This is a genomic window from Streptomyces aureocirculatus, from assembly GCF_000720475.1.
Lineage (GTDB): Bacteria > Actinomycetota > Actinomycetes > Streptomycetales > Streptomycetaceae > Streptomyces > Streptomyces aureocirculatus.
In genome coordinates, this window is record NZ_JOAP01000080.1 from 1 (window position 1) to 16632 (window position 16632).

Annotated in this window: 15 protein-coding genes; 10 read left to right on the forward strand and 5 right to left on the reverse strand. The window is 71.6% G+C overall.

Features of this window, described 5'->3' with window-relative positions; genetic code table 11:
* Positions 1–438 precede the first annotated feature (438 nt).
* Positions 439–1407 (reverse strand): DUF3109 family protein, encoded by a 969-nt coding sequence (locus IG78_RS0138795; RefSeq protein ID WP_030573672.1) that lies wholly within the window; start codon positions 1405–1407, stop codon positions 439–441.
* Positions 1408–1603: 196 nt separating this feature from the next.
* Here IG78_RS0138795 and IG78_RS0138800 point away from each other — a divergent pair, with 196 nt between their 5' ends.
* The 5 genes from IG78_RS0138800 to IG78_RS43370 all read left to right on the forward strand — a co-directional run bounded on the left by IG78_RS0138800 (position 1604) and on the right by IG78_RS43370 (position 6785).
* Entirely contained in the window at positions 1604–2545 is a 942-nt protein-coding gene (locus tag IG78_RS0138800; protein ID WP_030573675.1) for a Ppx/GppA family phosphatase, read from the forward strand.
* Positions 2546–2614: 69 nt separating this feature from the next.
* Complete coding sequence (locus tag IG78_RS0138805; protein WP_030573678.1) at positions 2615–3439, forward strand: sugar phosphate isomerase/epimerase family protein; 825 nt, start codon at positions 2615–2617, stop codon at positions 3437–3439.
* Entirely contained in the window at positions 3436–4134 is a 699-nt protein-coding gene (locus IG78_RS43365; RefSeq protein WP_030573681.1) for a TetR/AcrR family transcriptional regulator, read from the forward strand. The genes IG78_RS0138805 and IG78_RS43365 overlap by 4 nt, the downstream gene beginning before the upstream one ends.
* A 202-nt stretch (positions 4135–4336) precedes the next feature.
* The gene (gene ilvD / locus IG78_RS0138815) at positions 4337–6190 is read left to right on the forward strand and encodes a dihydroxy-acid dehydratase (protein ID WP_030573684.1); all 1854 of its coding nucleotides are present in this window, start codon (positions 4337–4339) and stop codon (positions 6188–6190) included.
* Between the two features lie 178 nt (positions 6191–6368).
* Positions 6369–6785 (forward strand): SH3 domain-containing protein, encoded by a 417-nt coding sequence (locus tag IG78_RS43370; RefSeq protein ID WP_030573687.1) that lies wholly within the window; start codon positions 6369–6371, stop codon positions 6783–6785.
* A gap of 110 nt (positions 6786–6895) precedes the next feature.
* Here IG78_RS43370 and IG78_RS0138825 read toward each other — a convergent pair whose 3' ends face one another.
* Positions 6896–9280 (reverse strand): protein kinase domain-containing protein, encoded by a 2385-nt coding sequence (locus IG78_RS0138825; RefSeq protein WP_030573690.1) that lies wholly within the window; start codon positions 9278–9280, stop codon positions 6896–6898.
* 567 nt (positions 9281–9847) lie between these two features.
* On the opposite strand from IG78_RS0138825, the gene IG78_RS0138830 reads away from it, so the two are divergent.
* The 4 genes from IG78_RS0138830 (at position 9848) to proC (ending at position 13147) form a co-directional block, all read left to right on the forward strand.
* Positions 9848–10324 (forward strand): hypothetical protein, encoded by a 477-nt coding sequence (locus tag IG78_RS0138830; protein ID WP_030573693.1) that lies wholly within the window; start codon positions 9848–9850, stop codon positions 10322–10324.
* 190 nt (positions 10325–10514) lie between these two features.
* Positions 10515–11327, forward strand: coding sequence for an ABC transporter ATP-binding protein (locus tag IG78_RS0138835; RefSeq protein ID WP_030573696.1), 813 nt, complete (start codon positions 10515–10517; stop codon positions 11325–11327).
* A gap of 69 nt (positions 11328–11396) precedes the next feature.
* Entirely contained in the window at positions 11397–12134 is a 738-nt protein-coding gene (locus tag IG78_RS0138840) for an ABC transporter permease (RefSeq protein ID WP_030573699.1), read from the forward strand.
* Positions 12135–12262: 128 nt separating this feature from the next.
* The gene (gene proC / locus IG78_RS0138845; RefSeq protein ID WP_030573701.1) at positions 12263–13147 is read left to right on the forward strand and encodes a pyrroline-5-carboxylate reductase; all 885 of its coding nucleotides are present in this window, start codon (positions 12263–12265) and stop codon (positions 13145–13147) included.
* Positions 13148–13328: 181 nt separating this feature from the next.
* Here the strand turns inward: proC and IG78_RS0138850 are convergent, their stop codons facing one another.
* The gene (locus IG78_RS0138850; protein WP_030573703.1) at positions 13329–13919 is read right to left on the reverse strand and encodes a cysteine hydrolase family protein; all 591 of its coding nucleotides are present in this window, start codon (positions 13917–13919) and stop codon (positions 13329–13331) included.
* A gap of 89 nt (positions 13920–14008) precedes the next feature.
* Here IG78_RS0138850 and IG78_RS0138855 point away from each other — a divergent pair, with 89 nt between their 5' ends.
* Positions 14009–15043: a GlxA family transcriptional regulator gene (locus tag IG78_RS0138855; RefSeq protein WP_030573705.1), complete on the forward strand. Its 1035-nt coding sequence runs from the start codon at positions 14009–14011 to the stop codon at positions 15041–15043.
* On the opposite strand, the gene trpS is transcribed toward IG78_RS0138855, so the two are convergent.
* Positions 14971–16008: a tryptophan--tRNA ligase gene (trpS, locus tag IG78_RS0138860; protein WP_030573707.1), complete on the reverse strand. Its 1038-nt coding sequence runs from the start codon at positions 16006–16008 to the stop codon at positions 14971–14973. The genes IG78_RS0138855 and trpS overlap by 73 nt on opposite strands.
* A gap of 429 nt (positions 16009–16437) precedes the next feature.
* Positions 16438–16632, reverse strand: a 195-nt coding sequence (locus IG78_RS50795) for a hypothetical protein (RefSeq protein ID WP_211267719.1), incomplete at its 5' end; no start/stop codon positions are given.

Here is a 16632-nt window from a genome sequence, read left to right on the forward strand (position 1 = left end):
AGGCGCCCCGCTGCGGTGCCACTCCGGCACTCGCGGGGCGGGGGAATCGCCCCGAAGGGGGCGCGGGGAACGGCGCGCGCAACCAAGAACCAACTGGTACTCGCCAACGGCGGCTCTCCCGGCGGCGGGGAGGCGCCCCGCTGCGGTGCCACTCCGGCACTCGCGGGTCAGGGGAATCGCCCCGAAGGGGGCGCGGGGAACGGCGCGCGCAACCAAGAACCATCCGGCACCCGCCAACGGCGGCTCTCCCGGCGGCGGGGAGGCGCCCCGCTGCGGTGCCACTCCGGCACTCGCGGGGCGGGGGAATCGCCCCGAAGGGGGCGCGGGGAACGGCGCGCGCAACCAAGAACAAACCGGCACCCGCCAACGGCGACCCCCGGCGGCGGCACCCCCCGGCGGCGGCACCCCCCGGCGTCGAGCAGCAGGCCCAGGGGCCAGCTACCCCTGAGGATCCGCAGGATGCGGCGCAATCAGCGGAAGCTGAGAAGCCAACCGCTCCTCACAAAGCTCGACCAGCCGGTCATACCCCGCCTTGCCCATCAGCTCAACCAGCTCGGGCCGGTACGACACGTACACAGGCTCACCCGCCCCGTGCGCGGAGGTCGCCGACGTGCACCACCAGTGCAGGTCGTGCCCCCCAGGCCCCCACCCCCGGCGGTCGTACTCACCGATGGACACCTGAAGCACCCGGGTGTCGTCCGGCCGGTCGATCCAGTCGAAGGTACGCCGCACCGGCAACTGCCAGCACACGTCGGGCTTGGTCTCCAGGGGCTCCCGCCCCTCCCTCAGCGCCAGGATGTGCAGCGAACAACCCGCGCCCCCCGCGAAGCCGGGCCGGTTCTGGAAGATGCACGACCCGTTGAAGGGACGGGTCTGCCGTTCGCCGTCCTCGTCCTGCGAGACCCACCCGGTCTGGGTGCCGACGTCGTGGTGCTGCCAGATGTCCGGCGTGAGCCGCGCCACATGACCCGCGACCCGCTGCTCGTCCTCCTCGTCCGAGAAGTGCGCGCCCAGCGTGCAGCAGCCGTCGGCGGCACGGCCCGCCTTGATGCCCTGGCAGCCGCTGCCGAACACACAGTTCCAGCGGGAGGTGAGCCACGTCAGGTCGCAGCGGAAGACCTGCTCGTCGTCCGCCGGGTCAGGGAACTCCACCCAGGCACGGGCGAAGTCGAGACCCTGCTCGTCCGGGACCACGGCAGCCTTGCCGACGTTGACGACGGACTTCACCCCCTTCCCGGCCTTCCCGGCCTTCTTCTCCGACTTGGAGAGCTTCGAAAGCTGCGAAGGCTTCGAGGGCTTCGCAGCCTTGGAGGGCTTGGAGAGTTGCGAGGGCTGGGAGGGCTGCGATGACTCCACTGACTCCGACGGCTTCGATTTGTCGGTCTTCGCCTTTTTCGTCTTTGGCACGTCTCCAGGGTATGCGCGCGACCCCCTCCCCGGAGAACGGGAACATCCCACCCGAGAACGGGAACATCCCACCCGAGAACGGGAACAACCCCCCGGGGAACGGGCGCACCCCCCGGAGAACGGCAACATCCCCCCGGAAAACAGCAACATCCGCCCGGCCGCCACCGGCGCCCCCCGGCGCAGTAGCGTTCCGTACATGAGACTCGGTGTCCTCGACGTGGGTTCGAACACGGTGCATCTGCTGGTGGTGGACGCCCACCCCGGCGCCCGCCCGCTGCCCGCGCACTCCCACAAGGCCGACCTGCGCCTCGCCCAACTCATCGACGAGGCGGGCGCCATCGGCCAGGCGGGCGTGGAGCTGCTCGTCGCCACGGTGCGTGACGCGCTGGAGGCAGCCGAGGACAAGGGGGTCGAGGACCTGCTGCCGTTCGCCACCTCCGCGGTGCGCGAGGCCACCAACGCCGACGAGGTGCTCGCCCGGGTCCGCGAGGAGACCGGTGTCGACCTCCAGGTGCTCAGCGGCGCCGAGGAGGCCCGGCTGACGTTCCTCGCCGTCCGGCGCTGGTTCGGCTGGTCCGCGGGCAAGCTGCTGGTCCTCGACATCGGCGGCGGCTCCCTGGAGATCGCCTACGGCATCGACGAGGAGCCGGACGCCGCGGTGAGCCTGCCGCTCGGCGCCGGCAGGCTCACCGCCGCATGGCTGCCCGGGGACCCGCCGGACCCCGCCGACGTACGGGCCCTGCGGCGCCACGTCCGCGCCCAGATCGCCCGTACGGTGGGCGAGTTCAGCCGCTTCGGCAGCCCGGACCACATCGTCGCGACCTCGAAGACGTTCAAGCAGTTGGCCAGGCTCACCGGTGCCGCGCGGTCCGCCGACGGCCTGTACGTACAGCGCGAGCTGAAGCGGAAGACCCTGGAGGACTGGGTGCCGCAGCTCGCCGGGATGACCACGGCGGAGCGCGCCGAGCTGCCCGGGGTCTCCGTCGGCCGGGCAGGGCAGCTCCTCGCGGGAGCGCTCGTCGCCGAGGGCGCGATGGACCTCTTCGGCGTGGAGTCGGTCGAGATCTGCCCGTGGGCGCTGCGTGAGGGCGTGATCCTGCGCAGGCTCGACCACCTGCCGGCGACGCAGGTCACCTGAAACAGGCCGTCCGGCACAGGTGCCCCCTGTCCCGCCCCGCCCGCCGGAGGCACCCCGTACGCTGTCCCCGTGGTGGAACCAGTCGTGCGCATCCCGGATGCGAAGGTCGCTTTGTCCACGGCCTCCGTGTACCCGGAGTCGACGGCGACGGCCTTCGAGACAGCCGCGCGCCTCGGCTACGACGGTGTAGAGGTGATGGTGTGGACGGATCCCGTCAGCCAGGACATCGAAGCCCTGCGCCGCCTCAGCGACTACCACCGGGTTCCCGTCCTCGCCGTGCACGCGCCCTGCCTGCTGATCACTCAGCGGGTCTGGTCCACCGACCCCTGGGTCAAGCTGCAGCGTGCCAGGACCGCCGCCGAGAAGCTGGGCGCGTCCACCGTCGTCGTGCACCCGCCGTTCCGTTGGCAGCGCAACTACGCCCGTGAGTTCGTCGAGGGCATCTGGCGGATGGCCGACGAGACGGACGTGCGGTTCGCCGTGGAGAACATGTACCCCTGGCGCTACCGCGACCGCGAGATGCTCGCGTACGCCCCCGACTGGGACGTCACCAAGGACGACTACCGCCACTTCACGATCGACCTCTCGCACACGGCGACCTCGCGCACCGACGCCCTGCACATGGTCGACCGCATGGGCGACCGCCTCGGCCATGTCCACCTCGCCGACGGCAAGGGCTCCGCGAAGGACGAGCACCTGGTCCCGGGACGCGGCACCCAGCCCTGCGCCGAACTCCTTGAACGCCTCGCGAGGAGCGGCTTCGACGGTCATGTCGTGGTCGAGGTGAACACCCGGCGCGCGATGTCCGGCGCCGAGCGCGAGGCCGACCTCGCCGAGGCGCTCGCCTTCACCCGGCTGCATCTGGCGTCGGCGGTGAAGGTGCCCCGCCGGTGACGGACCACCCCGCCCACGCACCGGGCCGTGCCCCCGAGCCCACCCACGCCCAGGCCCAGGGCCGGACCCAGGACCAGGCCCCCGCCCCACGCCGCCGGGGACGCCCCACCCGTACGCAGTCCGCTCAGGGCCCCGCCACCCGCGAGGTGATCCTGGACGCGGCCCGCGCGCAGTTCTCCGAGCGCGGGTACGAGAAGGCGTCCGTGCGGTCCATCGCCAAGGCGGCGGGCGTGGACTCGGCCCTCGTGCACCACTACTTCGGTACGAAGGAACAGGTCTTCGCGGCGGCCGTCGAGGTGGCCTTCGCGCCCGCGTTCCAGGCGCCGGACGCCGTGGAGGACGGGCCGCCCGAAGAGCTGGGGGAGCGGCTGACCCGCTTCATCCTCGGCGTCTGGGAGAACCCGGAGACCCGTGCGCCGCTCCTGGCGATCGTGCGGTCCGCGGTCAACAACGAGACGGCGGCCGCGGTCTTCCGCGATCTCGTCACCGGTCAGGTGCTCGCCCGCATCGCCCGCGGCCTCGACCTGCCGGACGCCGAGCTGCGCGCCGAACTGGCCGCGGCGCAGTTGGTCGGCACGGCGATGCTGCGGTACGTGATCAAGGTCGAGCCTCTTGCCTCGGTGGACCTGGAGCAGATCGTGACTCGCGTGGCGCCCGTCGTACAGGGGCACCTCACGGCCGACCGGGACCGCTGACCGGAACCTCCGACCGGAACCTCCAACCGGAACCGCTGGCCAGGACCGCTGACCAGGCCCGCTCACCCGGGTGTATCGGAGTGGGACGGCCGTCCCGTCATCCGGACACCCTGTCCGGATCTTGGATCACCGGCGTACGCTCGACGTAGTCACACCTGCCCCGACCATGCCGCGCAGCATGACCCTTGAGGAGCGAGCGACGATGCCCGAGCTGAGGTCCCGCACAGTCACCCACGGCCGCAACATGGCGGGCGCGCGCGCCCTTATGCGGGCCTCCGGGGTACCGGGCGCGGACATCGGCCGCAAGCCCGTCATCGCCGTGGCGAACTCCTTCACCGAGTTCGTGCCGGGCCACACGCACCTCGCGCCCGTGGGCCGCATCGTCAGCGAGGCGGTCCGCGACGCGGGCGGCATCCCGCGCGAGTTCAACACCATCGCCGTGGACGACGGCATCGCCATGGGCCACGGCGGCATGCTGTACTCGCTGCCCTCCCGCGACCTGATCGCGGACTCCGTCGAGTACATGGTGGAAGCGCACTGCGCGGACGCCCTGATCTGCATCTCCAACTGCGACAAGATCACGCCCGGCATGCTGATGGCCGCCCTGCGCCTGAACATTCCGACGGTCTTCGTCTCCGGCGGCCCCATGGAGGCGGGCAAGACCACGCTCGTCGACGGCACGGTCCGCAAGCTCGACCTGATCGACGCGATGGTCGACGCCTCGAACGAGAACGTCTCGGACGAGGACGTCCTGCGCATCGAGGAGAACGCCTGCCCGACCTGCGGCTCCTGTTCCGGCATGTTCACGGCCAACTCCATGAACTGCCTGACGGAGGCCATCGGCCTCTCCCTGCCCGGCAACGGCTCGGTCCTCGCCACGCACACGGCCCGCAGGGCCCTCTACGAGCGCGCGGGCGCCACGGTCGTCGAGCTGACCAAGCGGTACTACGAGGAGGACGACGACTCCGTCCTGCCGCGCAACATCGCCACCCACGCCGCCTTCGAGAACGCCATGGCCCTGGACATCGCCATGGGCGGCTCCACGAACACGATCCTGCACCTGCTCGCCGCGGCCCAGGAGGCCGGTGCCGGGTACGACCTGAACGACATCGACGCCGTCTCGCGCCGCGTCCCGTGCCTCGCGAAGGTCGCACCCAACGTCGCGCCGACCACGACGTACTACATGGAGGACGTGCACCGCGCAGGCGGCATCCCCGCGATCCTCGGCGAGCTGTACCGCGGCGGGCTCCTCAACGAGGACGTGCACACCGTCCACTCCCCGTCCATCAAGCAGTGGCTCGACGCGTGGGACATCCGCAGCGGCTCGGCCACCGGCGAGGCCGTCGAGCTGTGGCACGCGGCCCCCGGCTGCCGCCGCTCCGCCGAGGCCTTCTCGCAGTCCGAGCGCTGGGACACCCTCGACACGGACGCGGCGGGCGGCTGCATCCGCGATGTCGCGCACGCGTACTCCAAGGACGGCGGGCTCGGCGTCCTCAAGGGCAATCTGGCGGTCGACGGCTGCGTCGTGAAGACGGCGGGCGTCGACGAGTCGATCTGGACCTTCGAGGGCCCGGCGGTCGTCTGCGAGTCGCAGGAAGAGGCCGTCGAGAAGATCCTCAACAAGCAGGTCGTGGAGGGCGACGTGGTCGTCATCCGCTACGAGGGCCCCAAGGGCGGCCCCGGCATGCAGGAGATGCTCTACCCCACCTCGTTCCTGAAGGGCCGCGGCCTCGGCAAGGCCTGCGCGCTCATCACCGACGGCCGCTTCTCCGGCGGTACGTCGGGCCTTTCCATCGGCCACGCGTCCCCGGAGGCCGCGTCCGGCGGCACGATCGCCCTCGTCGAGGACGGCGACCGCATCCGCATCGACATCCCGAACCGCTCGATCGACCTGCTCGTCGACGACGCCGAACTGTCCCGCCGCCGAGAGGCCCTGGGCGGCGTGTACGCCCCCAAGTCCCGCGAGCGGAAGGTCTCGCAGGCACTGCGGGCGTACGCGGCGATGGCGACCAGCGCGGACAAGGGCGCGGTGCGGGACGTGTCGAAGCTGGGCTGAAAATCGCCGTGGGCGGGAACTGATCCGTCCGGGGAGGGAACTGATCCCTCCACTAAGGCGCGAAGACTGTCCTGCTTTGTCCTGCAACTGGCTTGGTGCGCGGGCGCGTCTAGGGTGTGGAGAACACGCCATGGGCGGTCCGCGCCGCCGGTTTTCACGGGGGAAACGAGGTAGCAGGATGAGCAGTGAGGAACTGACGGTCCCCGCTGGGACGGGTGAGGCCGAGGTGGTCACTGAGGCCGAAGTGGTCGCGGAATCTGTCGCCGAGGCCGAAGTGGTCGCGGAGGCGGAAGCCGTCACCGAGGCGGAAGCGGTCGTGGGGGCCGAGGCGGAGGCAGTCGCCGAGCAGGCCGCCGCCCGCACCTACGCCGTCGTCGCGGACGCCAATGTCCGCTCAGGTCCCGGCACTTCGTACGAGAAGGTCGGCCGCGTGAAGGCCGGCTCCCGTGTCACCATCGCCTGCCAGCGGCCCGGTGAGACGGTCAAGGGCCCGACCGGCACGTCGAAGATATGGGACCGGATCGGCAGCGGCCGCTATGTGTCGGACACATACGTGCGGACGGGCAGCAACGGGTACGTGGCGCCGCGCTGCTGAAGCGTCGGCGCTCGGGCTCCTGGGTCTCCGGCTCCTGGATCTCCACCGCCTGGATCTCCACCGCCTGGATCTCCACCTCCTGGATTTCCACCAAGCCGCCGACGTCCGGTTCACTCGGACTTCGGCGGCTTCGCCGTGTCGAAGGCGTACAGCAGGTTCTCCGAGCCGGACACGAGCGCCACCCGCCCGGCGAACGCCACGCGCGGGCTCGTCGCCGTCGCGCCGACGCCGTCGACCTTGGGGTCGGTGGTCCACTGCCTGCGGCCGTCGCGCGGTGACAGCGCGGCGACCCGCCCGCCGCTCGACGCGAAGTAGAGCGCGCCAGGACCGGCGGTCGGACCCGATGTGCCCTCCACACCCGTGTGCCGGGCCCACTTGAGCCTGCCGGTGGCGGCGGCGACCGCGCTGACCCGGCCGCTCTGCTCGGTGAAGTACACCGTGCCGTCGATGAGCTGCGCCGTACCGCCGTACCGCTTGTCGAGGCGGGCCGACGTCACCTTGCCGTGCGCCGCGTCGAGGCGGAGCACCGCCTCGTACTCGACGCCGTCGAGCTTGCCCGCATACTGCCGCGCCAGGACGAGCCGCCCGCCCTGCACGCCAAGGGGAGCCACCGGACCGTCCAGGGTGAAGGACCGGCCGGGCTCGCCCGAGCCGACGTCGACGCCGCGCACCGTGGCCCGCTGCGGTCCGCCGGTCGCGATCTGCGACTTCGGTACGCACATCAGGTAGGCGCGGGCGCCCGCGCCGAGCGGCGCGCACTGGCTGCCCGCCGGGAACGGGTACGTCCACAGCGTCCGCCCCGAGCGGACGTCATGGGCCTGGATATGGGTGCCGCCTGCGTCGGCCGTCAGGACGGCCGAGCCGACCATGACCGCGTCGGGGGCGCCCTGGCCCGCGACGGCGGAGGACTGGGCGCTGAACGGCGCGGACCACAGCTCCTTGCCGCGTGCGGAGTCGAGGGCGACGACCTTGTCCTGGCCGCTGCCCTGGGCTGCGAAGCGGTAGGCGATGACGACGGGGGCGGCCTTGGCGGACGCGGAGCCCTTCCCGGCTCCGGCTCCGGCTCCGACCTCGGCCGAGGCTCCGGCCCCGGGGGTCGCGTCGCCCGGGCCCGCGCCCGCTGCCGTCCCTGCGCCTGCGCCCGTGCCCGCTGCTGTGCCTGTGCCCGCGTCCGCGCCCGCTGCCGTGCCCGTGCCCGCGAGTCCGGCGATGTACGTGTCCTGGACCGGGACGCCAGGACCGCCCACCTCCCACAGCCGTTTGCCGTCGGCGATCCGGACACGGGTGGCGACCATGCCGCCACCACCGCAGTACGCCGAGTCGCCGTACGGGAAGCAGCGCACCTCGTCGGGGATCTTCGCCCCGCCCGCCGGTACGTTCTGCTGCCACGGCCGGAACCCGTCCGGCAGGGCCCGGCTGCTCGCGGCCACCGTGCGCCCCCTGCTGTCGGGGTGCCCGTCCGTGTCCTCGCTGGAGGTCCGGCTCAGGACGGCGAGGCCCGCACCGATGACGGCGACGGCGGCGACGGCGGCGAGCACGGGGCGCCAGCGGCGGCGGGCGGAGCGGGTGGGCTGGGTGTCGGACCGGGGGGTGGCCCGGAAAGCGGTGGGGGCCGGGGTGGCGCCGGTGTCCCGGCCGACCTGGGTCTCGGTGTCCCGGGTGCGGCTGCCACCCGCGACGACCTCGAGCTCGACGGGCAGGTCCCGCAGCAGCTCCAGGAGCTCGTCGACGGAGGGCCGCGCCGCCGGGTCCTTGGCGAGGCAGGGCTCGACGACCGCCCGGAGCGCGGGCGGCACGTCGCCGAGGGCGGGCGCCTCGTGCACGACCTGGTACGCGGTCATGTACGGGGAGTCCGCGTCGAAGGGCCCCTGCCCGGTCGACGCGTACACAAGGAGCGTCGCGAACGAGAAGACGTCCGAGGAAGGACCGACGCCGCGCGGGTTCTGCAACTGCTCCGGCGACATGAACGGTGGTGTGCCGATCACCCGCCCGGTCATCGTCAGCGTCTGCTGGTCGGCGGCGCGGGAGATGCCGAAGTCGATGACGCGCGGCCCCTCCGGGGACAGCACGACGTTGGACGGCTTCAGGTCACGGTGGACGACGTCGGCCCGGTGGATGTCGCGCAGCGCCTCCGCGAGCCCGATGGCGAGCGAGCGCAGGTCGGCGCCGCCGATCGGCCCGCGCTGCGCGATGCGCTGCGCGAGCGTCGGCCCCTCTATGTACGCGGTGGCCATCCACGGGTGCGTCGCCTCGGGGTCGGCGTCGACGACGGCGGCCGTGAACGCGCCGCTGACCCGGCGCGCCGCGGCGACCTCCTGCCGGAAGCGGGTGCGGAACTCGTCGTCGTCCGTGAACTGCTGGTGGATCAGCTTGATCGCGACCGGCCGGCCCGACGCCGTACGGCCGAGGAAGACGGTGCCCATGCCGCCGGAGCCGAGGCGGGCCTCGACCGGATAACCACCGATCTCCTCAGGATCACCTGAGCGGAGCGACATTCTCGACCTCCCCGTCCCGGTCGTCCCCATGCTGACTGACAAACTGCTGGTCCGCACAAACTAGCGGCCGGGTACGGACGCAGGGCAAGGCGGGGGACGAATACGGCGCGGCGGCATTCGCGCACGACCGCGCGCGCTCTCCCGGGACACACGACACCCGACGCCGCGTCCCCTCTCCCCACCGCGTACACGGCCTGCGGCGCGGGCGGGGCGATAATCGACGACGTGAGCGAAGAATCCCCCACCGCTGAGCCCCGGAAGCCCCGGAAGCACCGGAACGCCGCGAACGCCGTGAAGGCGGCGAACGCCGCGCACGGCGCTAGCACCGCGGAGGCGGCGCGCACCGCGGAGGCGGCGCGCACCGCGGAGGCGGCGCGCACCGCGGAGGCGGCGCGCACTGCGAAAGTGGCGAAGGGCGTGGACGCCGTGGATGCCGCGAAGGGTGCGCGCGGCGCCAGTACCGCCGAGGCGGCGCGCACGGCCGGGGCGGCGAGCACCGCGGACGCCGCGCGCACCGCGGAGGGCGCGAGCACCGCGGAGGTTGCGCGTGCCGTCGAGGCGGCAGTCGTGGGCGGCACCCCGCCTGGCCCGCAGCCCGAGTCCATCCGGTTCTTCGGGACGACCTGGGTCGACCACACGGACCGCTACGGCCTGCGGCGCGTCGGCGTCGCGGCCGGTTCGCTCGCCGCGGCGGCCGCGGGCTGCCTCGTGCTGCGGTTCGCGTACCAGGGCCTGGAGATCGCGGACGTGGGGGCGTTCGTGAACCTGCTCGTCGTGATCATGTTCGCGATCTGCAGCGCGATCGCGTTCCGGCGCACGTGGGAGGGGTTCGGCAAGCGCCACGACCCGCAGTCGGTGGCCCAGATGCGCAGCCTGATGATGATCGGCTTCATCGGCTCCCTGCTCGCGTACTTCTTCCGCTCCCTGAAGGAGGCCCCCGGCGAGAAGCTGCACCGGGAGGAGTACGAGAAGGCGCGCGTGCAGTACGAGAAGCGGACCGCTCGCCGCGCGGGCCACCCGTCGAAGCGCAAGCGCCGCAAGTAGCCGCCGCGCGGCCCCGGCCCACGAGTACCGGCCCCGCCACCCCTCCTGGCCGTCCCCTCTCCCCACACCCTCTCCCCGTACGCAACATCCCGCACCGCCACGCACCCGTCCGCGTCGGCGGTGCCTCGGCATGCCCGAAAAACGTGCCGGGCCTTGACGCGGGGCGCGGCCCGGCGCGCATAATCATCACATGATGAATATCTCGGCATCCGACCCAGACCCGGCCTCGGCCGGCGCATCCGTCACCGCCCAGGGCGCCGCCCCGGCCGCGATCAGGGCCGAATCCCTCAAGGCCGTACGCGGCCGCCGCACCGTCCTGCGCAACCTCCGCTTCACCGTGCCGCGAGGCCAGATCACCGGCCTGCTCGGCCCGTCCGGCTGCGGAAAGTCCACGCTGATGCGGGCGATCGTCGGCACCCAGGCACAGGTCACCGGCACCCTGGACGTCCTCGACCACCCGGCGGGCACCCCGGAGCTCCGCTCCCGCATCGGGTACGTCACCCAGGACCCGTCCGTCTACGACGACCTCACGGTCCGGCAGAACCTGGAGTACTTCGCCGCCGTCCTGGCCCCGGGCCGCGGCCCCGCGGCCACCCGCCGCCACGAGAACGTCACCCGCGCCATCGCCGACGTGGACCTCACCACGCACGCCGACGCACTCGCGGGCAACCTCTCCGGCGGCCAGCGCAACCGCGTCTCCCTCGCGGTCGCCCTCCTCGGCGCCCCCGAACTCCTCGTCCTCGACGAACCCACCGTCGGCCTGGACCCGGTGCTCCGCCGGGACCTGTGGGACCTCTTCCACGCCATCGCGGCCGACCGCGGCACCACGATCCTCGTGTCCTCGCACGTCATGGACGAGGCGGAGCGCTGCCACCGGCTGCTCCTGATGCGCGCGGGCGAGATCCTCGCCGACGGCACCCCCGACGCCCTGCGCACCCGCACCGGCGCGGAGACCGTCGAGGCCGCCTTCCTCCGCCTGGTGGACGAGGCCAACGCGAGCTAGCGCCCACCGGGCTGTCCACGCCCAGCCCGCACCTCACCCCAGCCCACCCCACCTCTACGGAGAACCGACATGAACCTGCACCGCACCCTCGCCACCGCGGCCCGGGTCCTGCGCCAACTCCGCCACGACCCCCGCTCCATCGCCCTGATGATCCTGGTCCCGTGCGTGATGCTGCTGCTCCTGCGCTACGTCTTCGACGGCAGCCCGCGCACCTTCGACTCCATCGGCGCCTCGCTCCTCGGCATCTTCCCGCTGATCACCATGTTCCTCGTGACCTCCATCGCCACCCTGCGCGAACGCACGTCCGGCACCCTGGAACGCCTCCTCGCGATGCCCCTGGGCAAGGGCGACCTCATCGCGGGTTACGCACTCGCCTTCGGTGCCCTGGCCGTCGTCCAGTCGGCGCTCGCCACCGGCCTGTCGCTGTGGTTCCTCGGCCTGGACGTCACGGGCTCGGCCTGGCTCCTGCTCCTGGTCGCACTCCTGGACGCCCTGCTCGGCACGGCACTGGGCCTGTTCGTCTCCGCCTTCGCGTCGTCCGAGTTCCAGGCGGTCCAGTTCATGCCGGCGGTGATCTTCCCGCAGCTCGTCCTCTGCGGCCTGTTCACCCCGCGTGACCAGATGCAGCCCGCCCTGGAAGCGATCTCGAACGTGCTGCCCATGTCGTACGCCGTCGACGGCATGACCGAAGTCCTGCGCCGGCCCGACCTCACCGGCGACTTCGTCCGCGACGCCGTGATCGTGGCGGGCTGCGCCCTCCTGGTCCTGGCCCTGGGCGCCGCCACCCTCCGCCGCCGCACGGCCTGACCCGCCGCTGAGGCCCGACCCGGCGCCGAGGCCCGACCCGGCGCCGTCCGCCCTCCGGACACCCCGCCGACCCGCGTCCGCCCGATGCGAGGATGGCCCCGACCGACGCACCCACGGGAGGCCCGTCCATGAGCACGCCGAGCACGCCGAGCGATCCGCAGACACCGGGCGGTCCGCAGACGCCGGGCAAGCCGAGCCGACCGAGCCAGAAGGTCGCCGTCCTCGGTACCGGAAAGATCGGCGAAGCCCTGCTCAGCGGCATGATCCGCAGCGGCTGGGCACCCGCGGACCTGTTCGTGACCGCCCGCCGCCAGGAACGCGCCGACGAACTCCACACCCGCTACGGCGTGGAAGCCCTCAGCAACGCCGACGCGGCCAAGCGCGCGGACACCCTCATCCTCGCGTGCAAGCCGCAGGACATGGCCGCCCTCCTCGCCGAACTCGCCCCGCACGTCACCACCGGCACCCTCCTCGTCAGCGCCGCCGCGGGCATCACCACCTCCTTCATCGAGGAGCGCCTGCACGAGGACACCCCGGTCATCCGCGTCATGCCGAACACCCCCGTACTCGTCGACGAAGGCATGTCCGTCATCTCCGCGGGCAGCCACGCGAGCCCCGCCGACCTGACCCACGCGGAGGCCATCTTCGGCGCCGTCGGCAAGACCCTGCGGGTCCCCGAGACCCAGCAGGACGCCTGCACGGCCCTGTCCGGCTCCGGCCCCGCGTACTTCTACTTCCTCGTCGAGGCCATGACCGACGCCGGCATCCTCCTCGGCCTCCCGCGCGACAAGGCCCACGACCTCATCGTCCAAGCCGCCATCGGCGCCGCGGTGATGCTCCGCGACAGCGGCGAACACCCCGTCAAGCTCCGCGAGAACGTCACGTCCCCCGCGGGCACCACGATCAACGCGATCCGCGAACTCGAGAACCACGGAGTCCGAGCGGCCCTGATCGCAGCCCTGGAAGCAGCCAGGGACCGCAGCCGAGAACTGGCCTCCGGCAACAACGCCTGAGCCCGCCCCGCCGCGACGATCACCCCACCTACCCGCCCTTTCACCCGTCCCGGGCCCGAGCACACATTCCCAGCCCGTCCGGCGTTTGAGGACGAGGCGCGAAGCGCCGATAGCGGGGGTCCAGGGGGCGGCAGCCCCATGATTACGGTGAAGGGGCGGGCCTGGGGCGCCCCGCGAAGGCCTACCGGGCAGCCCCCACCACCTCCCCGGTGAGCACCACCCGGGCAAACCCACCCCCGTGCAGGGAAACAGCCGTCCCCCGCGCGACATCCTCCGCGCTGAGCCGCCACCCGAAAGGCCCCACAAGATCAAAGGTGTACGTCGCGTCATAAGCGAACACCACCTCGTACCCGAGATTCCCACCCATCCGCGCAGTGGTCTCCGCACACATGTTGGTCTGAATCCCGGCCACCACGATCTGCGAGACCCCCGCAGCCTTCAGCCACGCGTCCAGATCAGGCGTCCCATAGAAGGCAGAGTTCACGCTCTTGGTGACAAGCAGCTCGACACCGTCACCACCCCCCTTCCCACGCCGCTCCTCGACGTACTCCTTGAAGTCGTTGCCCTCCTGCCCCGGCCGCAGCGGCGACTCGGGCTTGGGCGAGTCGTGCCGCACGAAGACGACCGGCCGCCCCGTCGCCTGCCAGGTGTCGATCAGCGAGGCGATGTTGTCGTCGGCCCCGGGATTGTTCCGCGGCCCCCAGTGGCCCTCCTCCTCGAATCCCTTCTGTACGTCGACGACGACCAGCGCCGCGTTCTCCGCGATGTTCAGTGCCTTGTTGTCCATGCCCACGATGCTGCCGCCTGGAATCCCCTCCCCCCAGAGCTACAAAAGCCACCGTTCGATGGTTTACTGCCACCGTGCCCGCGCCTGACACCGTTCGATCACCTCAGCGCATCGCCCTGCTCGCCTTCCCGGGCATCCGCGCCTTCGACGTCTCAGTGATCACCGAGGTGTGGGGCACCGACCGCACCGACCGCGGCGTACCTCCCTTCGATCTGCGCCGTGTGGCCGCCGACCCCGCACCCGTCCCGATGCGCGGTGGCCTCTCCCTCACCCCCGACCGTGGCCTCGACTGGCTCGACCGTCTGTCCGGCACCGACCTGCTCGTCGTGCCGGGACTCGACGACCACGTGACCCCCGCGCCCCCGCCGCTCCTCACCTCCCTACGCCGCGCCCACACCCGCGGCATCACCATCGCCGCGCTCTGCGGCGGCGCCTTCGCGCTGGCCCAGGCGGGTCTGCTCGACGGCCGCCGCGCCATCACCCACTGGAACCTCGTCGACCTTCTGCGCACCCATCACCCCCAGGTCACCGTCGTACCCGACGCCCTCTTCATCGAGGACGACCACATCTGGACCGCCGCGGGCACCGCCGCAGGCATCGATCTGTGCCTGCACCTGGTCCGCACCGCCCACGGCTCGGAGGCGGCCGCGACCATCGCCCGTTCGATGGTCACCGCGCCGTTCCGTACAGGCAGCCAGGCACAGTTCATCGAGCAGCCCACGCCCCGCGCCGACCGTGACGCCGACGCCCTCGCCGCGGTCCGTGAATACGCCCTCCGACACCTCCAAGAACCGCTCACCGTCTCCGACCTGGCCACTCGGGCAGGCATGTCGGCGCGCTCGTTCGCCCGGCACTTCACCGCGGCGACCGGCACCACACCCCTGCGCTGGCTCCTCGACCAGCGCGTCGCCGCCGCGCAGAAGCTCCTCGAACGCACCGACCTGCCCATGCCCGAAGTGGCCCGCCACGCGGGCTTCGGCAGCGAGATCACGATGCGCCAGCACTTCGCCTCGCGCCTCGCCACCAGCCCACGCGCCTACCGCGCCATGTTCACCGGCACCACATCGGCCGGCGCCGGCGCGGGAGGCAGGAGCCCGATCGCCCGATAGGCGGCATCGACCGTCGGCCTGGACATCTCCCGCGCCCGCTCCGCTCCCGTCCGCAACACCCCCTCCACATACGCGGAATCCCGCACCAGTTCCCTGTGCCGCTCCCGCACGGGCCGCAGAAGCTCCACCACGGCATCGGCGGTGTCCCTCTTCAACGCTCCGTACGACTCATATACACCGCTCAGGCCTTCCGGGTTCCCACCTTCACAGGCCGCGAGGATCTCCAGCAGATTCGAGACCCCGGGCCGGGTCCCGCGGTCGTACACGACCTCGCTCCCGCTGTCCGTCACGGCGCGCATGATCTTCTTCCGCACCACGTCGGGCTCGTCGAGGAGGTAGACGATCCCGGCTCCCGATTCATGGGACTTCCCCATCTTCGACGTCGGGTCCTGTAGGTCCATGACGCGCGCCGCCACCTCGGGCCGGGTGGCCCGCGGCAGGGTGAACGTCTGTCCGTACCGCTGGTTGAACCGCGCCGCGAGGTCCCGCGTCAGCTCGACGTGCTGGGTCTGGTCATCGCCGACCGGCACCTCGTCGGCGCCGTACGCCAGGATGTCCGCCGCCATCAGCACCGGATACGTGAGCAGCGAAAGGCGCACACTCCCGCCCCGCGCCTGTTCGACGGGGGCCTTCTCCTTGTACTGGATCATCCGGCGCATCTCCCCGTCCGAGGCGACGCACTCGAGCAGGTACGAGAGCCGGGCGTGCTCGTCGACATGGCTCTGTACGAACAGGACGCTCCGATCGGGGTCGATCCCCGACGCGAGGAGCAGCGTCGCCGCCTGCCTGCTGAGCCTGCGCACCCGTGCCGGATCGTGGTCCACGGTCAGGGCGTGCAGATCGACGACGCAGAACACCGAGTCGGACCGGTGCTGGTCGACCTCTGCCCAGCCCCGGATGGCTCCCAGATAGTTCCCGAGCGTCAGGTGCCCGGTCGGCTTGACCCCGCTGAAGATCCGCGTCATCTCTCTCTCCACTTCCGGAACGTGGCCGCCGACCCGGCGACCGGGTTCAGGACCTCCGGAGGGAGATACGCGAACGGCCGCCGAAGCGGCGGCCGTCGAGTGCATGCGTGGGACCGGCCGCCGTCAGGCGGCCCACCACTGCTGGGTGCGCGCATGCGTAGTCATGACCCCACCGTAGCGCTCCGAGGCCGGAGGTTGACACCCCCGGAGCCGGGACGTAGTGTGCTCCGAGTTGCCCGACGTGAGCGCCGATCTCTGTCGGTCCCCGGGCGGCCATTCCGCAAGAAACATTCAAGCGATCGACGCACAGCCTTCTCGTATCCGCGAGCAGTCTGCCGTCGCCTCGTTTTCATGTGCTTTTGCGAAATGAGGAGTCCGCGTTCGAAAGGACGCCCCGATTAGGTCGGGAGCCGAGATTCCGCTAAAGTCTCACTCGTCGGAACGGCCCAACAGCCGCGAAGACAACCCCGGTTGACTGGGAATCAGGCCCGAAAGGATCTGATAGAGTCGACACCGCCGGAAGGCCGAAAGGCCGGAAAGCACCGAGGAAATCGGATCGGAACGGGAAGCCGGAAAGATCTGATAGAGTCGGAAACGCAAGAACAAAAGAAACACCGAAGGGAA